10 protein-coding genes are annotated in these 14,663 nt (G+C 73.2%); 3 read left to right on the top strand and 7 right to left on the bottom strand.

What is annotated here, in order from left to right:
* Nucleotides 1-5 precede the first annotated feature (5 nt).
* Together trpS and ABD990_RS30130 are read right to left on the bottom strand one after the other, a co-directional pair.
* Nucleotides 6-1,034 (bottom strand): tryptophan--tRNA ligase, encoded by a 1,029-nt coding sequence (gene trpS, locus ABD990_RS30135; RefSeq protein WP_345384173.1) that lies wholly within the window; start codon nucleotides 1,032-1,034, stop codon nucleotides 6-8.
* Nucleotides 1,035-1,468: 434 nt separating this feature from the next.
* Entirely contained in the window at nucleotides 1,469-2,695 is a 1,227-nt protein-coding gene (locus ABD990_RS30130) for an MFS transporter (protein ID WP_345384172.1), read from the bottom strand.
* A gap of 2,176 nt (nucleotides 2,696-4,871) precedes the next feature.
* Between ABD990_RS30130 and ABD990_RS30125 the strand changes: the two genes are divergently transcribed.
* Entirely contained in the window at nucleotides 4,872-6,194 is a 1,323-nt protein-coding gene (locus ABD990_RS30125) for a sensor domain-containing diguanylate cyclase (RefSeq protein WP_345384171.1), read from the top strand.
* A gap of 3 nt (nucleotides 6,195-6,197) precedes the next feature.
* On the opposite strand, the gene ABD990_RS30120 is transcribed toward ABD990_RS30125, so the two are convergent.
* Nucleotides 6,198-6,401, bottom strand: coding sequence for a hypothetical protein (locus ABD990_RS30120; protein WP_345384170.1), 204 nt, complete (start codon nucleotides 6,399-6,401; stop codon nucleotides 6,198-6,200).
* 307 nt (nucleotides 6,402-6,708) lie between these two features.
* The gene (locus tag ABD990_RS30115; RefSeq protein ID WP_425569692.1) at nucleotides 6,709-9,333 is read right to left on the bottom strand and encodes a bifunctional FO biosynthesis protein CofGH; all 2,625 of its coding nucleotides are present in this window, start codon (nucleotides 9,331-9,333) and stop codon (nucleotides 6,709-6,711) included.
* 354 nt (nucleotides 9,334-9,687) lie between these two features.
* On the opposite strand from ABD990_RS30115, the gene ABD990_RS30110 reads away from it, so the two are divergent.
* Nucleotides 9,688-10,176, top strand: a complete 489-nt coding sequence (locus tag ABD990_RS30110; RefSeq protein WP_345384169.1) for a YbaK/EbsC family protein — start codon at nucleotides 9,688-9,690, stop codon at nucleotides 10,174-10,176.
* A gap of 73 nt (nucleotides 10,177-10,249) precedes the next feature.
* Here ABD990_RS30110 and ABD990_RS30105 read toward each other — a convergent pair whose 3' ends face one another.
* The 3 genes from ABD990_RS30105 to ABD990_RS30095 are packed head-to-tail and all read right to left on the bottom strand — an operon-like array spanning nucleotide 10,250 to nucleotide 12,220.
* Nucleotides 10,250-11,035 (bottom strand): protein kinase domain-containing protein, encoded by a 786-nt coding sequence (locus tag ABD990_RS30105; protein WP_345384168.1) that lies wholly within the window; start codon nucleotides 11,033-11,035, stop codon nucleotides 10,250-10,252.
* Complete coding sequence (locus ABD990_RS30100; protein ID WP_345384167.1) at nucleotides 11,032-11,832, bottom strand: exodeoxyribonuclease III; 801 nt, start codon at nucleotides 11,830-11,832, stop codon at nucleotides 11,032-11,034. Before ABD990_RS30100 ends, ABD990_RS30105 begins: the two co-directional genes overlap by 4 nt.
* Before the next feature lie 43 nt (nucleotides 11,833-11,875).
* Nucleotides 11,876-12,220, bottom strand: a complete 345-nt coding sequence (locus ABD990_RS30095) for a hypothetical protein (protein WP_345384166.1) — start codon at nucleotides 12,218-12,220, stop codon at nucleotides 11,876-11,878.
* A gap of 203 nt (nucleotides 12,221-12,423) precedes the next feature.
* Here ABD990_RS30095 and ABD990_RS30090 point away from each other — a divergent pair, with 203 nt between their 5' ends.
* A complete protein-coding gene (locus tag ABD990_RS30090; protein WP_345384165.1) occupies nucleotides 12,424-14,637 on the top strand; it encodes an NADP-dependent isocitrate dehydrogenase in 2,214 nt (737 codons plus the stop codon).
* Nucleotides 14,638-14,663 lie beyond the last annotated feature (26 nt).

The raw sequence follows: 14,663 nt of genomic DNA, 5'->3' as shown, positions 1-14,663 counted from the left end.
CCCCATCAGCTCGTCGGCGGCAGGAACCCGATCCTCTCGTGGACGGTCGCCAGCGTCGCGCCGGCGACCTCACCCGCCCGGGTGGCTCCGCGGGCGAGCACCCGATCGAGCTCGGCCGGGTCCCCCAGGTATCCCTGTACCCGTTCGCGCAGCGGAGCAACGAAATCCGCCACGACCTCCGCCAGGTCCTTCTTCAGGTCGCCGTACCCCCTGCCCGCGTACTCGGCCTCGATCTCGGCGATCTTGCGGTCGGTGAGCGCCGAGTAGATGGTCAGCAGGTTCGCGATCCCCGGCTTCGCCTCCGGGTCGTAGCGGATCTCGCGCTCGTTGTCCGTGACGGCCGAGCGGATCTTCTTGGCGATCCGCTTCGGGTCGTCGAGCAGCTCGACGATGCCGCCGGGCGTCGACGCCGACTTGCTCATCTTCACCGTCGGGTCCTGCAGGTCCTGGATCTTCGCCGCGCCCGCCGGGATGAACGGCTCCGGCACCGTGAACGTCGCGCCGAAGCGCTGGTTGAAGCGCTGCGCGAGGTTACGGGTCAGCTCCAGGTGCTGGCGCTGGTCCTCGCCCACCGGGACGCGGTCGGCCTGGTAGAGCAGGATGTCCGCGGCCATCAAGACCGGGTAGCTGAACAGCCCGACGGTGGCCCGGTCCGCACCCTGCTTCGCGGCCTTGTCCTTGAACTGCGTCATCCGGGAGGCCTCGCCGAACCCGGTGTAGCAGTCGAGGACCCACGTCAGCTGGGAGTGCTGGGGCAGGTGGGACTGCACGAAGATCGTGCAGCGGTCCGGGTCCAGACCCAGCGCGAGCAGCTGCGCGGCGGCGTTGCGGGTGCGCGCGGCCAGCGTCGCCGGGTCGTGGTCGACGGTGATCGCGTGCAGGTCCGGGATGAAGTAGAACGCGTCGTGGTCCTCCTGCAGGGCGACCCACTGCCGCACGGCGCCGAGGTAGTTCCCGAGGTGGAAGGAGTCGGCGGTCGGCTGGATCCCGGAGAGCACCCGGGGACGTCGCGCGGTCGTGTCGGTCCCGGTCATGGGACCAGTCTCTCAACCGCCGTCGACGCCGTTTCGCCCGCCACCGGGGACGACGTCCGTGGACAGCACGGTCCCGGTGGCCAATCGGCGTCGTCCTGGCGCCGTCGATCGAGATGCGGACTCCCGCCCGACGGGAGCCCGACGACCAGGGGTCGAGTGAGGCGGAGTGGCCGCCGCAGGGCCTTCCGGTCGCCCGCCGACGAGCCGGTGACAGGTGCAACCGACCCTGACGGACCAACTACCACCTGCGGAGACACACGCTGAGCGACAGTGCGGTCGCAGTTTTTCACCCGCGGGTGGAGCACGCCCGGGCCGAGAATCGAGGGCGCTCGACGCCACGCCCAGGGGAGATCACCGTGAAGCGCAACCGCTCTTGGTGAACGACCGTGTGGGGTGCGGGCCCCGGCGGCCCGCACCCCCGGGCGTCGGGGGGCCTAGCCTTCCTGCACCGCGCGCACCCGGTGGAGTGCGCCCTCGGCGCGCGCCCCCCGCGTGACCATGAGAGCGAAGGCGAGCACTGCACCCGCCGCCCCGCAGATCCCGACGGCCAGGGGCGCGCCCCACCGCTCGGCGAACAGCCCGCAGACCAGGATCGCCAGCCCCTGCGCCGCGATCAGGCCCGATGCCGCGAGGCCCGTCGCCCGGCCACGCATCTCGTCCGGCGTGCGGCGCACGAAGACGGCCTGGGCCGGCACCAGCGCTGCGGTGCACAGCGCCCCCGTGATCCCCCACAGCACCACGACCGCCGCCACGTGCGGCACGAACATCGACGCCACCAGAGGCACCCCGGCCAGGGCGGTGCACGGAAGGATCACCCGCTCCCGCAGGCGTTCGGGCACCCACCGGCTGACCACGAGCGCGCCCAGCACGCTGCCCGCCGGGTCGGCCGCCATCAGCAGCCCGACCGCCCAGGGCCCGGCACCGAGCTCGTCGGCCAGCGGGACGGCCAGCGCCTCGGGCGCGACGTAGCCGCCCACCAGCCACACGGCGAGGGCGAGCGTGCGCAGCCGCGGGTGCGCGAAGACCGTGCGTGCCCCCTCGCGGATGTCGGCGAGCCACGAGACCGCGGCGGGCCCGGCACCGTCGGCCACCGAGACGGGCGCGGGACGCCGCCGCACCCCGAACCGCACGAACAGCGCCGAGAGCAGGAAGGTCCCGGAGTTCAGCAGGATCGCGACGCTCGGGCTGATCAGCACCAGCAGTGCGCCGCCGACGGCGAACCCGGCGATCTGCGCGGTCTGGTTCGTGATCTGCCGGACGGCGAAGCCGCGTTCGAGCAGCTCCTCGGAGTCGAGCACGTCGGGCAGGAGGGCACCCTGGGCCGCGGTGTGCGGCGAGGCCAGCACCACCACCAGCACCAGGAGCGGACAGAGCAGCGCGAGCGGGATCCCGGGGATCGCCAGGGGCACGACGAGCAGCGCGCGGGCGAGGTCGGCCAGCACCATGACCTCGCGGCGGCGGAAGCGGTCGGCCACCCAGCCGAGCAGCACCCCGCCGAGCAGGGCCGGCAGGAAGGTCAGCGCGTAGACGGCCGCGGCCCAGGCCGCGGAGCCGGTCCGGCCGTAGACCAGGACGGAGAACGCGACGCGCGCCAGCTGGTCCCCGCAGATCGACACGAGCTCCGCCGCCCAGAGGGCACGGAACTCCCCACTGCGGAACACGCTCGGTCGCGTGACACTCCGACGCACGATCCCCCCGCCGTGACGGCCGTCCGTACCGCCCGGCGCACCGGGCCCGTAGATCGATACTGAACGTCACCGGTCGGAGCCGGAGAGTCCCAGCGGCTCACTCGGCGGGCGGTCGTCGTTCGGCGGTGACCGGTCGCCTCAGCGTGCTCCACGACGTCGGACCGCGCATCCCCATCCACGCGGACGGGTGGTGCGGAGCCGGCCCGGAGCGCCTCCCGGAAGTGGGAGCGGGCGGCGCGGGTCGGCAGGTTCGTGGGTCTCGACGGGCTCGCTGCGGAGCGGGCGCGGACGGTCGGTCGGGTGTGCGGTTTTCACCAGGCGCGGTTGCGCATCTGCGGCTCTCTCTCGGTCGGGCTCTGTCGGGGGCTGTCCGGGGCGTCACCAGGCGCGGTTGCGCACGTCGGGCTCCTCGTCGGTCGTCCGGTCTCGGCTGTCCAGGTCTCACCAGGCGCGGTTGCGCATCTGCGGCTCTCTCTCGGTCGGGCTCTGTCGGGGGCTGTCCGGGGCGTCACCAGGCGCGGTTGCGCATGTCAGGCCTCCTCGTCGGTCGTCCGGTCTCGGCTGTCCAGGTCTCACCAGGCGCGGTTGCGCATCTGCGGCTCTCTCTCGGTCGGGCTCTGTCGAGGGCTGTCCGGGGCGTCACCAGGCGCGGTTGCGCACTTGGGGCCTCCTCATCGGTCGTCGGGTCTGTCCGGTCTCACCAGGCGCGGTTGCGCATCTCGGGCTCCTCGTCGGTCGTCAGCTCTGCAGGGGCTGGGTGGTCTCACCAGGCGCGGTTGCGCATCTCGGGCTCCTCGTCGCTCGTCGGGTCTCGGTCAGGACTGGGCGTCTCACCAGGCGCGGTTGCGCATCTCGGGCTCCTCGTCGCTCGTCGGATCGCGGTCGGGCTGTCCGGCTCACCAGGCGCGGTTACGCACTTCGGGCCTCCTCGTCGCTCATCGGGTCTCGGTCAGGACTGGCCGCTCACCAGGCGCGGTTACGCACTTCGGGCCTCCTCGTCGCTGGTCGGGTCTCGGTCAGAGCTGGGCGTCTCACCAGGCGCGGTTGCGCATCTCGGGCTCCTCGTCGCTCGTCGGATCTCGGTCAGGGCTGGGCGTCTCACCAGGCGCGGTTGCGCATCTCGGGCTCCTCGTCGCTCGTCGGATCGCGGTCGGGCTGGGGGTCTCACCAGGCGCGGTTACGCACTTCGGGCCTCCTCGTCGCCAATCGGGTCTCGGTCAGGACTGGGCGTTTCACCAGGCGCGGTTGCGCATCTCGGGCTCCTCGTCGCTCGTCGGATCGCGGTCGGGCTGGGCGTCTCACCAGGCGCGGTTGCGCATCTCGGGCTCCTCGTCGCTCGTCGGATCTCGGTCGGCTGTCCGGTCTCACCAGGCGCGGTTACGCACTTCAGGCCTCCTCGTCGCTCGTCGGGTTCCGGTCGGCTCTCCAGGACTCACCAGGCGCGGTTGCGCATCGCGGGCTCCTCGGGTCGGGTCGGACGGGGGCGGTGGCTCACCAGGCGCGGTTGCGCATCGCGGGCTCCCTCGGCTCGTCGTCGGATCGGTCCGTGCACGTTTCGTGTGCTCTTGCTCACCAGGCGCGATTGCGCATCGGCACTCCTCGGGTTGCGGGGACGGGCGCTCGGACGCAGGCTCTCACCGGACCGACCACGCGTCGGCCCCCTCCTGCCGAGGTCACGGGTGAGCGGGGGCGACGGTTCACCGCGGCGGCGGCCCGCGGAGGCGGGGCTCGGCCGGGACGAGGGGGAATGCGGCAGCCGGGGTCGTCCGGGGTCGTCCTTCGCGCGGTCGCGCACGGCGCCCTCCTCCCCACGCACCGACCCGCGGTAACGACCGCGGCGGCTCCGGCGATCAACCGGTGACCGGCGGTCCGGACCGCGGCGGCCGGTGCGCTCCGACACTGCGGGCAACGAACGCCGGCGACGGCGGGTACGCCCGGTCGCGGCGCGCCACCGTCCGGCCCGGGCACGGGGAGCCCGCAGCGTGTGTCACCCAGAGTAGTCGAGACACGCGATTCGGTACCGTTTCGGGGCATCCGGATCGAGTGATCGTCTGACTACGCTCAGGTCCGACATCACCAGTTTGGCTGGACAGGAGACTCAGTCGTGGCGCAGTCACCTCGACGGAGGTGCGGGATCACCCGTTGGGCCGTGTGGGCTCAGCCCACCCGGGTGATCGCGATGCTCGCCGTGGTGGAGACTGCCGCACTGGTGCTGGTCGCGCTGTCCTGGTCCACCGTTCGGCCTAGCGTCGGTTCCGCCGTTCTCGCGTTCGTGCTGGCAGCGTCGGGGATCGTGCACACCGAGGTGGCGACCGGCGTCGAGCGCGCCCGGCGCCGTGTCGGCGAGAAGTCGTACACCGACCTGTCCACGATCTGGACCTTCGCCGCGGCGCTGCTCCTCCCCGCCGCGCTGGCCACGGCCACGATCACGGTCATCTACACGTACCTGTGGTTCCGGGTGTGGAAGCCGGCGCGGTTCCCGCTGTTCCGGCACACCTTCACCACGTCCACCGTGCTGCTGGCGGCGGTCGCCGCACGGGAGGTCGTCGAGCGAACCGGCGGGTCGGAGGGCTGGGCGGCGGGGGTCGCGGGGCTGGCGGCGCTGGCGTGCGCCACGCTCGTCTACGCCGCGGTGAACTCGCTGCTCATCGCGCTGGCCGTGGCCACGAGCAACCCGGACGCCAAGCCGGCGGACCTGTTCGGCCACCCCGACGACGTCGCGGTCGAGGTCGCCACCCTCTGCCTCGGCGCGATGCTCGCCCTCACGCTCACCGTGTCCTGGTGGTTCGTGCTGTTCGCCTTCGTGCCGATCCTCGTGCTGCAGCGGGCGGTCATGTTCCGCGAGCTGGCGGACGCGGCGACCACGGACGGCAAGACCGGCCTGCTCACGGCCACGGCCTGGAACGCACGCGCCGGCGAGGCGATGATCCGCGCCCGGCGGGAGCGCACCAGCCTGGCGATGCTCGTGCTGGACCTCGACCACTTCAAGAAGGTCAACGACACGCACGGCCACCTCGCCGGCGACCGCGTGCTCGCCGCGGTGGCGGACGCGGTCCGCGCCGAGGTCCGGGGGGACGACCTGGTGGGCCGCTTCGGCGGCGAGGAGTTCGTGGTCCTGCTGCCCGGGCTGCCGGCGGGGCGGGCGGCGGCCGAGCTGCACGCCGTCGCGGAGCGGATCCGGCAGCGGGTGACCACGCTGGTCGTGCCGGTCGACACGCCGGACGGGCCGCTCTCGATCCGCAACCTCAGCATCTCGGTGGGCGGCACGATGGTGCCCGCCGCGCCCAGTACGACCGTCGAGCAGGCCATGGCCCTCGCCGACCGCGCGCTCTACCGGGCCAAGGATTCGGGGCGCAACGCCGTGCGGATCGCCGACCACTCGGCCCCGCTGCTCGACGAGGCACCGGAGGTCGGCCCCCCGCCGGAGGCCGCCGAGCCCCCGCGACCGCGCGCGGAGCCCGAGGCCTCGTAGGGGCTAGTCGCCGTCGCCGTCCGCGGCGGTGTCCGTCGGCACTCCCTCGACGGCCGTCCCCGCGTCCTCCGCACCGCCGGCCCGCACGACGTGGACCACACCGTTCTCGAGGTCGATCGGGCCCAGCCGGAAGGTCTCGCCGGTGCCGGACTCGCCCGCTTCGTCGGAGATCTTCGGACCGGGGAACAGCTCGCCGAGGACGCCCATGCCGCCAGGCTACGCGCCAGGAAGCCATCGGCATCGCCGCGCTGCGCCATGATCGCCCGTCGTGGAGCGGGCGAGCCGGTTTCCGACCGTTCAGCTCCTCGACCGGTGATCTTCGGGCTCCCGCCGCGCTGGTGGTGCAGGAGCCGCTCCTACGGGGCTGGAGCACCCCGACCGGCGACGGCGCGTCATGATCCCGGATCGTGGAGCAGGAAGGTCGAGTCCCGACCTCTCTGCTCCACGATCGGTGGGCGCGGCGCCCGACCCGGGGGGTTGGCGCCACGCCCGGCGTGGCCTGGTCTTTCGGCCGTCAGGCGGGGGTGAGCGGCAGGAGGGTCGGGCCGGCGGAGGCGGCCGGGGTCAGCCGGGCGACGGGCTCGCGGTAGGTGGTGCTCCGCTGCCGTACCGGACGCCCGGCGGCCGCAGCGATCGCCGTCAGCTCCTCCACCGACCGCTCCGAGCCGTTCTCCGAGCCGGCCATCCGGGAGATCGTCTCCTCCATGAGCGTGCCGCCCATGTCGTCCGCGCCGCCGCGGAGGATGTCGGCGGCGAGATCGTCGCCGAGCTTGACCCACGAGCACTGCACGTGATCGATGCGGCCGTGCAGGGCCAGCCGCGCGAACGCGTGGACCGCCCGGTTGTCCCGCTCGGTGGGCCCGGGCCGGGCGATCCCGGCCAGGTAGATCGGCGCGTTGTGGTGCACGAAGGGCAGCGGGACGAACTCGGTGAACCCGCCCGTGCGGTCCTGGATCGAGGCCAGCGTGCGCAGGTGCCCCAGCCAGTGCCGCGGCTCGTCCACGTGCCCGTACATCATCGTCGACGACGACGGGATCCCCAGCTCGTGCGCCGTGGACACGACCTCGACCCACTGCGCCGCGGGCAGCTTGCCCTTCGTCAGGACCCAGCGGACCTCGTCGTCGAGGATCTCGGCCGCGGTGCCGGGGATCGAGCCCAGCCCGGCGGCCTTCAGCTCGGTGAGCCACTCCCGGATCGACACGCCGGCCTTCGACGCCGCCGACACGATCTCCATCGGCGAGAAGGCGTGCACGTGCATCCCGGGCACGGCCTCGCGCACCGCGCGCACCAGGTCGGCGTAGAAGGTCACGGGCAGCTGGGGGTCGATCCCACCCTGCACGCACACCTCGGTCGCCCCGTCCCGCGCCGCCTCCACCGCGCGGGAGGCGATCTCGGGCAGGGAGAGCCGGTAGGCGTCGGCGTCGCGCTCCCGCTGGGCGAAGGCGCAGAACCGGCAGCCGACATAGCAGACGTTGGAGAAGTTGATGTTGCGGTTGACGACGTAGGTGACCTCGTCGCCGTTGACCTGCCGTCGGACGTCGTCGGCCAACCGGGCCAGCTCGCCGAGCGCCGGGCCCTCGGCGGTCAGCACGGCCATCGCGGCCGCCTCGTTCGCCGGGTCCAGCAGCGCCGCCGGGTTCGACGCGGCCAGGTCCAGCCCGGCCCGGACGTCGCCGGTCAGCCGCTCGGGAGCCCGGGAGCGCTGGGCCGCGAGCTCGTCGCGCAGCTCGTCCCAGTCGCCGTAGACCGAGGCGAAGTCGCCGCGCCGGTCCCCCGTGCGGCCGGTGGTGTCGATGGTGCTGTGCAGGTCGGTGCGGCCGGTGGACTCGAAGCCGCCGTCCGGCTCCTGCCACGGCCGCCCCTCGACGACCGCCCGCTCGTCCGCCAGCCCGGTCTCCGGGTCGGCGAGCGCCGCGACGTGCGCGTGCAGCCTGGTGTCGATCCACGGTGAGCCCGCCAGCACGTACTTCGGGTACGCGGTGAGCCGCTCCCGCAGCGTGAAGCCGGACTCGGCCGAGCGGGCCGCGAGCTCCTCGATGACGGGCCAGGGCCGCTCGGGGTTCACGTGGTCGGGCGTGACGGGCGAGACGCCGCCCCAGTCGTCGATCCCGGCCCGCAGCATCAGCGCGAACTCCTCGCCGACCAGGTTCGGCGGGGCCTGCACGCGCATCTTCGGGCCCAGCACCAGCCGGGTGACCGCGATGGTCGCCGCGAGGTCCTCAAGGTCGGCGTCGGGGTCGTTGGCCATCGCCGTGTCGGGCTTGGCCCGGAAGTTCTGGACGATCACCTCCTGGACGTGCCCGTGCGCCCGCGCCGCCGAGCGGATCGCGAAGATCGACTCGGCGCGCTCGGTCCGGGTCTCCCCGATCCCGATCAGGATGCCGGTCGTGAACGGCACGCCCACGCGTCCGGCGTCCGTCAGTGCGCGGAGCCGGACCGCGGGCTCCTTGTCCGGGCTGCCGTAGTGCGGGCCGCCCTTCTCCGACCACAGCCGGGTCGCGGTCGTCTCGAGCATCATGCCCATGGAGGGGGCCACCGGCTTGAGCCGCGTGAGCTCCTCCCACGACAGCACGCCGGGATTGAGGTGCGGCAGCAGGCCGGTCTCCTCGAGCACCGCGATCGCGCAAGCCCGGACGTAGTCCAGGGTCGAGCCGTAGCCGCGCTCGTCGAGCCACTCGCGGGCCGCCGGCCAGCGGTCCTCGGGCCGGTCCCCGAGCGTGAACAGGGCCTCCTTGCAGCCCTGCGCCGCGCCGGCCCGCGCGATCTCCAGCACCTCGTCGCGCTCCAGGAACGCCGCGGGCACCCGGTGCGGCACGGTCGCGAAGGTGCAGTAGTGGCAGCGGTCCCGACACAGCCGCGTCAGCGGGATGAAGACCTTCCGGGAGTACGTGACGACGCCGGGGCGGCCGGCGTCGACCAGGCCCGCGTCGCGGACGGTCGAGGCGGCGTCGAGGAGGGCGTCGAGCTGCTCGCCGCGCGCGGCCAGGAGGACCGCGGCCTCGGTCACGTCGAGCACGGCGCCGTCCCGGGCCCGGCGCAGGGCGCGGCGGACGGCGGACTCCGACGGGGCGGGTTGGGCAGGGGCTGCGGGAATCTCCGGCACGTCGGCGGGCACGGGCTCGGGGAGCATCTCGGCCATCCGCCCACACTATGTCCGGGCCCACCGCCCGGTCGACCGGCGAGATCGTCATAGGAGGGCCCGGGAATAGAGCGAGTACCCCGGCCCCGGCCCGCACACCCTCCGCGATACCTCCGCGAGCCGCGCCCTGAGCTCCCGCGAGTCGCGCCCTGAGCTCCCGCGAGTCGCGCTCCGAGCTCCCGCAAGGCGCGCCCCTCAGCTCCCGCAAGTCGCGCGCTCCGAGCTCCCGCAAGGCGCGCCCTGAGCTTTCGCGGGTCGTGCTCTCGGTTTCCGCGAGTGCGACGTCCTGCAGGGCTGCGTCGGGAACTCCGAATCCGCATGCCCGGTCCGAACGGCACGTGCTGGAATGCCGCCATGCCCGCCCAGGACCATCCCAAGGTGCAAAAGGTGATCGCGGCGCTGCGCGAGGGGGGCGCCGCGGAGGAGCACGTCGAACGCATGCAGGTGCTGCCCGACGCGGTCACCACCGCCGCCGCGGCTGCGGAGGCGCTCGGCGTCGAGGTCGGCGCGATCGCGAACTCCCTGGTGTTCGACGCCGACGGCCGGCCGCTCCTGGTCCTCACGTCCGGCGCGCACCGGGTCGACACGGCGAAGGTCGCGGCGCTGATCGGTGCCGCCGCGGTACGCCGGGCGAAGCCGGACTTCGTGTCGGCGGCGACGGGCCAGGCGATCGGCGGGATCGCACCCGTCGGGCATCCGGCTCCGGTTCGTACGCTCGTGGACCGTGCGCTCGAAGGCTACGAGGAGGTCTGGGCCGCCGGCGGCATCGCGCACGCGGTCTTCCCGACGACCTTCGCCGAGCTCGTCGCGGTCACGGGTGGCACGCCCGCGGACGTCGCCTGAGAAGACGACTCCGCGAAGCCCAGAGCGCGAGTCGCGCTGCACGACCTCCCGCCTCGCGGGGTTCGGCGGGCGGTCAGGGGCGGAGGCGCTCCCAGATCCTCCGCCACGGCCTCCCGCTCGTCCCCCCGCGGGAGGAGCCGTTGCGGCCGAGCATCGCCAACGCCTCGTCCGCGGTGGGGCGGGCCGCCGGGTCCTCCGTGCGCAGCGCCGCGACCAGCGACGACAGCGGCTCCTCCGTGGCCCCGGCGTAGGCCAGCGTGGCGCCCAGCCCCCACATGTCCGCGGCGGCGGTCGCGGGGCCGCCCGCCGCCCGCTCCGGTGCGACGACGTCGTGCGGGCCGAGCTGCTCGTGCACCGGCACCCCGGCCTCCTCCGCGGCCCGGGCGAGGCCGACGTCGGCGAGGGCGATGCGGCCGTCGTCGCCGAGGACGACCGCCCCGGGCCGGACGGCGCCGTGCACGAGCTGGCGCTGGTGCGCGGCCCGAAGCGTGCGGAGCAGCGCGCGGGCCAGGTCAGCGGCGTCGTGCGCGGCGAGCGGGCCGCCGGAGGCGACGTGCTCGGACAGTCGGGTCCCGACGACGAGCTCGGTCACCACATGGTCGATGCCGCAGTCCGACAGGACGTCGTGCACCGCCAGCAGCCCCGGGTCGGCGAGCGCGCCGATGCGCCGGGCCTCCCGCAGGAGCCGCTCCCGGAACTGCGCGTGCTCCGCCGGGGTCATGCCGGGGACGTGCAGCTCCTGCACCGCGAGCAGGCGCCCGGTCAGCCGGTCCTCGGCACGCCAGACCTGGCCGAGCAGCCCCCGGCCCAGCCCGTCGAGGACGACGTAGCGCCCCCCGATCAGTCGGCTCGGGATCACGGCGGACCGAACCGGACGGTCACGGGGGCGTGGTCGGACCAGCGCGTGTCGTAGCTCGGGGCACGCTCGACGACGGCGTGCTCGGCGCGGGCGGCGAGCCCGGACGTGGCGAGGACGTGGTCGATGCGCCAGCCTGCGTCGTTGTCGAAGGCGCGACCGCGGTAGGACCACCAGGTGTAGGGGCCGTCGACACCCGGGTGCACGGCGCGGACGACGTCCGTCCAGCCACTCGCGCACAGGGTCGCGATCCACGCGCGCTCGTGCGGGAGGAACCCGGAGTGCGCGAGGTTGCCCTTCCAGTTGCGGATGTCCGCCTCGGCGGGGGCGATGTTGAAGTCCCCGGCCACGACCATCTCCCGGCCGTCCGCCAGCGCCTTCTCCCGCCGCTCCGCGAGGTGGGTGGCGAGCGCGGCGAGGAAGAGGTCCTTCTCCTCCTGCTTCGGCGTGCCGGCGCTGCCCTTCGGCAGGTAGAGCGAGGCGACGGTCAGCTCGGGGAGGTCGACCTCGACGTAGCGGCCCGTCCCGGCGAACTCCGCCGCGCCGATACCGGTCCGCACGGCGACGGGGGCCTCCCGGCTGAGCACGGCCACGCCGTTGCGCCCCTTGGCGGCGGCCGGCTCGAGGGTCAGGTGCCATCCCGCGGTGGCCGCGAGGAACCCGGAGGGCAGGTCGACGGGCAGGGCGCGCGTCTCCTGCAGGCACACGACGTCCGCCTCGGTGGCGGCGAGCCACTCCAGGAGCCCCTTCGTCGACGCGGCCCGCACACCGTTGACGTTCACGGAGCTGACGGTCGGCACGACTACAGCTTCCCGCTGCGGCCCGCCTCATGCGTGACCGGTGTCAGCACGTGCTCCCCGCGGTCGCCGCGAGCCGCTCGTTGACCGCCCAGCGGTTGTCGCCGACGAGCTTGCGGAAGCCGTTCTCGATCACGCCGCGCTCCGCGTCGACCAGCTGGCCGGCACGGAGGGTGTCGACGGGTTCGAACTGGGTGCTTGCGCTGCGGTAGACGTCGAGCGGGGCGCTGCCCTGCACCTCCATCACGCAGCCGGTCTCGCCGGTGGTGCCGGTGCCGCGGAGGACGAGCGCGATGACCGCGAGGAGGGTGCCGGCGACCAGCACGAACGCCCAGCCCTTGAAGGACGACGCCTCCAGCTTGGGCACCTTGAGCTTCGGCCCCAACGCCATGACCCCTCCCCGCGACGACCCTGGGGCTCACCGTAGCGGAGCAGGCCGACATTCCGCGGGTGTGACGTGCGACGTCGGGTACCCCGGCACGGACCTCGGCACGCACCAGGACAGGCGTACGGGATAGCGTGTCGGGCGGGGAGCGGCGTGCTCCTGTCGTACGGAGCCCACCAGGCGACACGTTTGCGAGGCGCGAAGCAGCGATGAAGGTCATCTACACCTATACGGACGAGGCGCCGGCCCTGGCGACGCACTCCTTCCTGCCGGTCATCGAGGCCTACGCCGGCAAGGCCGGGATCGGCGTCGAGACCCGCGACATCTCCCTGGCGGGCCGCATCCTCGCGCAGTTCCCGGACCGGCTGACGGACGAGCAGCGGGTGCCGGACGCGCTGGGCGAGCTGGGCGAGCTGGCCAGGACGCCCGAGGCCAACATCATCAAGCTGCCGAACATCTCGGCGTCGATCCCGCAGCTCAAGGCCGCGATCAAGGAGCTGCAGGCCGCCGGCTACGCGGTGCCGGACTACCCGGAGAACCCGCAGACGGACGAGGAGGAGGCGGCCCGCGCCGCCTACGACGCCGTCAAGGGCTCCGCGGTCAACCCGGTGCTGCGCGAGGGCAACTCCGACCGGCGCGCCCCGGCCTCGGTCAAGAACTTCGCCAAGAAGCACCCGCACTCGATGGGCGCCTGGTCGCAGGACTCGAAGTCGCACGTCGCGACCATGTCGGACGGGGACTTCCGGCACTCCGAGAAGTCCGTGACGATCCCCGCCGGGACCACCCTGACGATCGAGCACACCGCCGCGGACGGCACGCGGACCGTGCTCAAGGAGGGCCTGAAGGTCCTCGAGGGCGAGGTCGTCGACGCCGCGGTGATGAGTGCCTCCGCGCTCAACGCCTTCCTCGCCGAGCAGGTCGCCGACGCCGCCGACCAGGGCGTGCTGTTCTCGGTGCACCTCAAGGCCACGATGATGAAGGTGTCGGACCCGATCCTGTTCGGGCACGCCGTGCGGGCCTACTTCAAGGACGTCTTCGCGCAGTACGGCGAGGACCTGGCCTCGGTCGGGGCGAACCCCAACGACGGGCTCGCCTCCATCCTGACCGCGCTGGAGAAGCTCCCCGCGGACAAGAGGAAGGCGATCGAGGACGCCATCACCGCCGGCTACTCCTCCGGGCCGCGGCTGGCGATGGTCGACTCCTCGCGCGGCATCACCAACCTGCACGTCCCGTCGGACGTGATCATCGACGCGTCCATGCCGGCCGCGATCCGGTCGTCGGGCCAGATGTGGAACGCCGACGACGCCCAGCAGGACACCAAGTTCGTCATCCCGGACTCCTCCTACGCGCCGCTCTACGCCGAGACCGTCGAGTTCTGCCGGGAGCACGGCGCCTTCGACCCGACGACCATGGGCACCACCCCGAACGTGGGCCTGATGGCGCAGAAGGCCGAGGAGTACGGCTCGCACGACAAGACCTTCGAGGTCCAGACGGCGGGCACCGTCCGCGTCGTCGACGCCGACGGCACCGTGCTGCTCGAGCACGAGGTCGAGGCGGGCGACATCTGGCGCGCCTGCCAGACCAAGGACGCCCCGATCCGCAACTGGGTCGAGCTGGCCGTCGGGCGGGCCCGCGCCACCGGCTGGCCCGCGGTGTTCTGGCTGGACGAGACCCGCGCCCACGACGCCGAGCTGATCAAGAAGGTTCGCGCCCAGCTGGAGACGCTGGACACGGACGGCCTGACGATCGAGATCCTCCCGGTCGCCGAGGCCACCCGCTACACCCTCCAGCGGGCCAAGGCGGGCGAGGACACGATCTCGGTCACCGGCAACGTGCTGCGGGACTACCTCACCGACCTCTTCCCGATCCTCGAGCTCGGGACCAGCGCGAAGATGCTCTCGATCGTCCCGCTGATGAACGGCGGCGGGCTCTTCGAGACCGGTGCCGGCGGCTCCGCCCCGAAGCACGTGCAGCAGCTCGTGAAGGAGAACCACCTGCGGTGGGACTCCCTCGGCGAGTTCCTCGCCCTCGCCGTCTCGCTGGAGTTCCTGGCCGACGCCACGGACAACCCGCGGGCCCGGCTGCTCGGCAAGGCGCTCGACGCGGCCACGGGCACCCTGCTCGAGACCGGCAAGTCGCCCTCGCGCAAGGTCGGCGAGCTGGACAACCGCGGCAGCCACTTCTACATCGCGCTCTACTGGGCGCAGGAGCTGGCGCGGCAGACCGAGGACGCCGAGCTGGCCGCGGTGTTCGCGCCGCTGGCCGAGAAGCTGGCCGCGGCCGAGGAGACCATCGTCGGCGAGCTCAACGGCGTGCAGGGCCGGCCGGTCGACCTCGGCGGCTACTACTACGTCGACAAGGGCAGGACCGACTCGGTCATGCGTCCGTCGTCGACGCTGAACGAGGCGCTTTCCTCGTTCTGACCCCCGCGCGAACGGCACTCTCGCTC

The organism is Pseudonocardia yuanmonensis (assembly GCF_039542425.1).
Taxonomy (GTDB): domain Bacteria; phylum Actinomycetota; class Actinomycetes; order Mycobacteriales; family Pseudonocardiaceae; genus Pseudonocardia; species Pseudonocardia yuanmonensis.
This window is presented reverse-complemented; position numbering and strand designations above follow the sequence as displayed.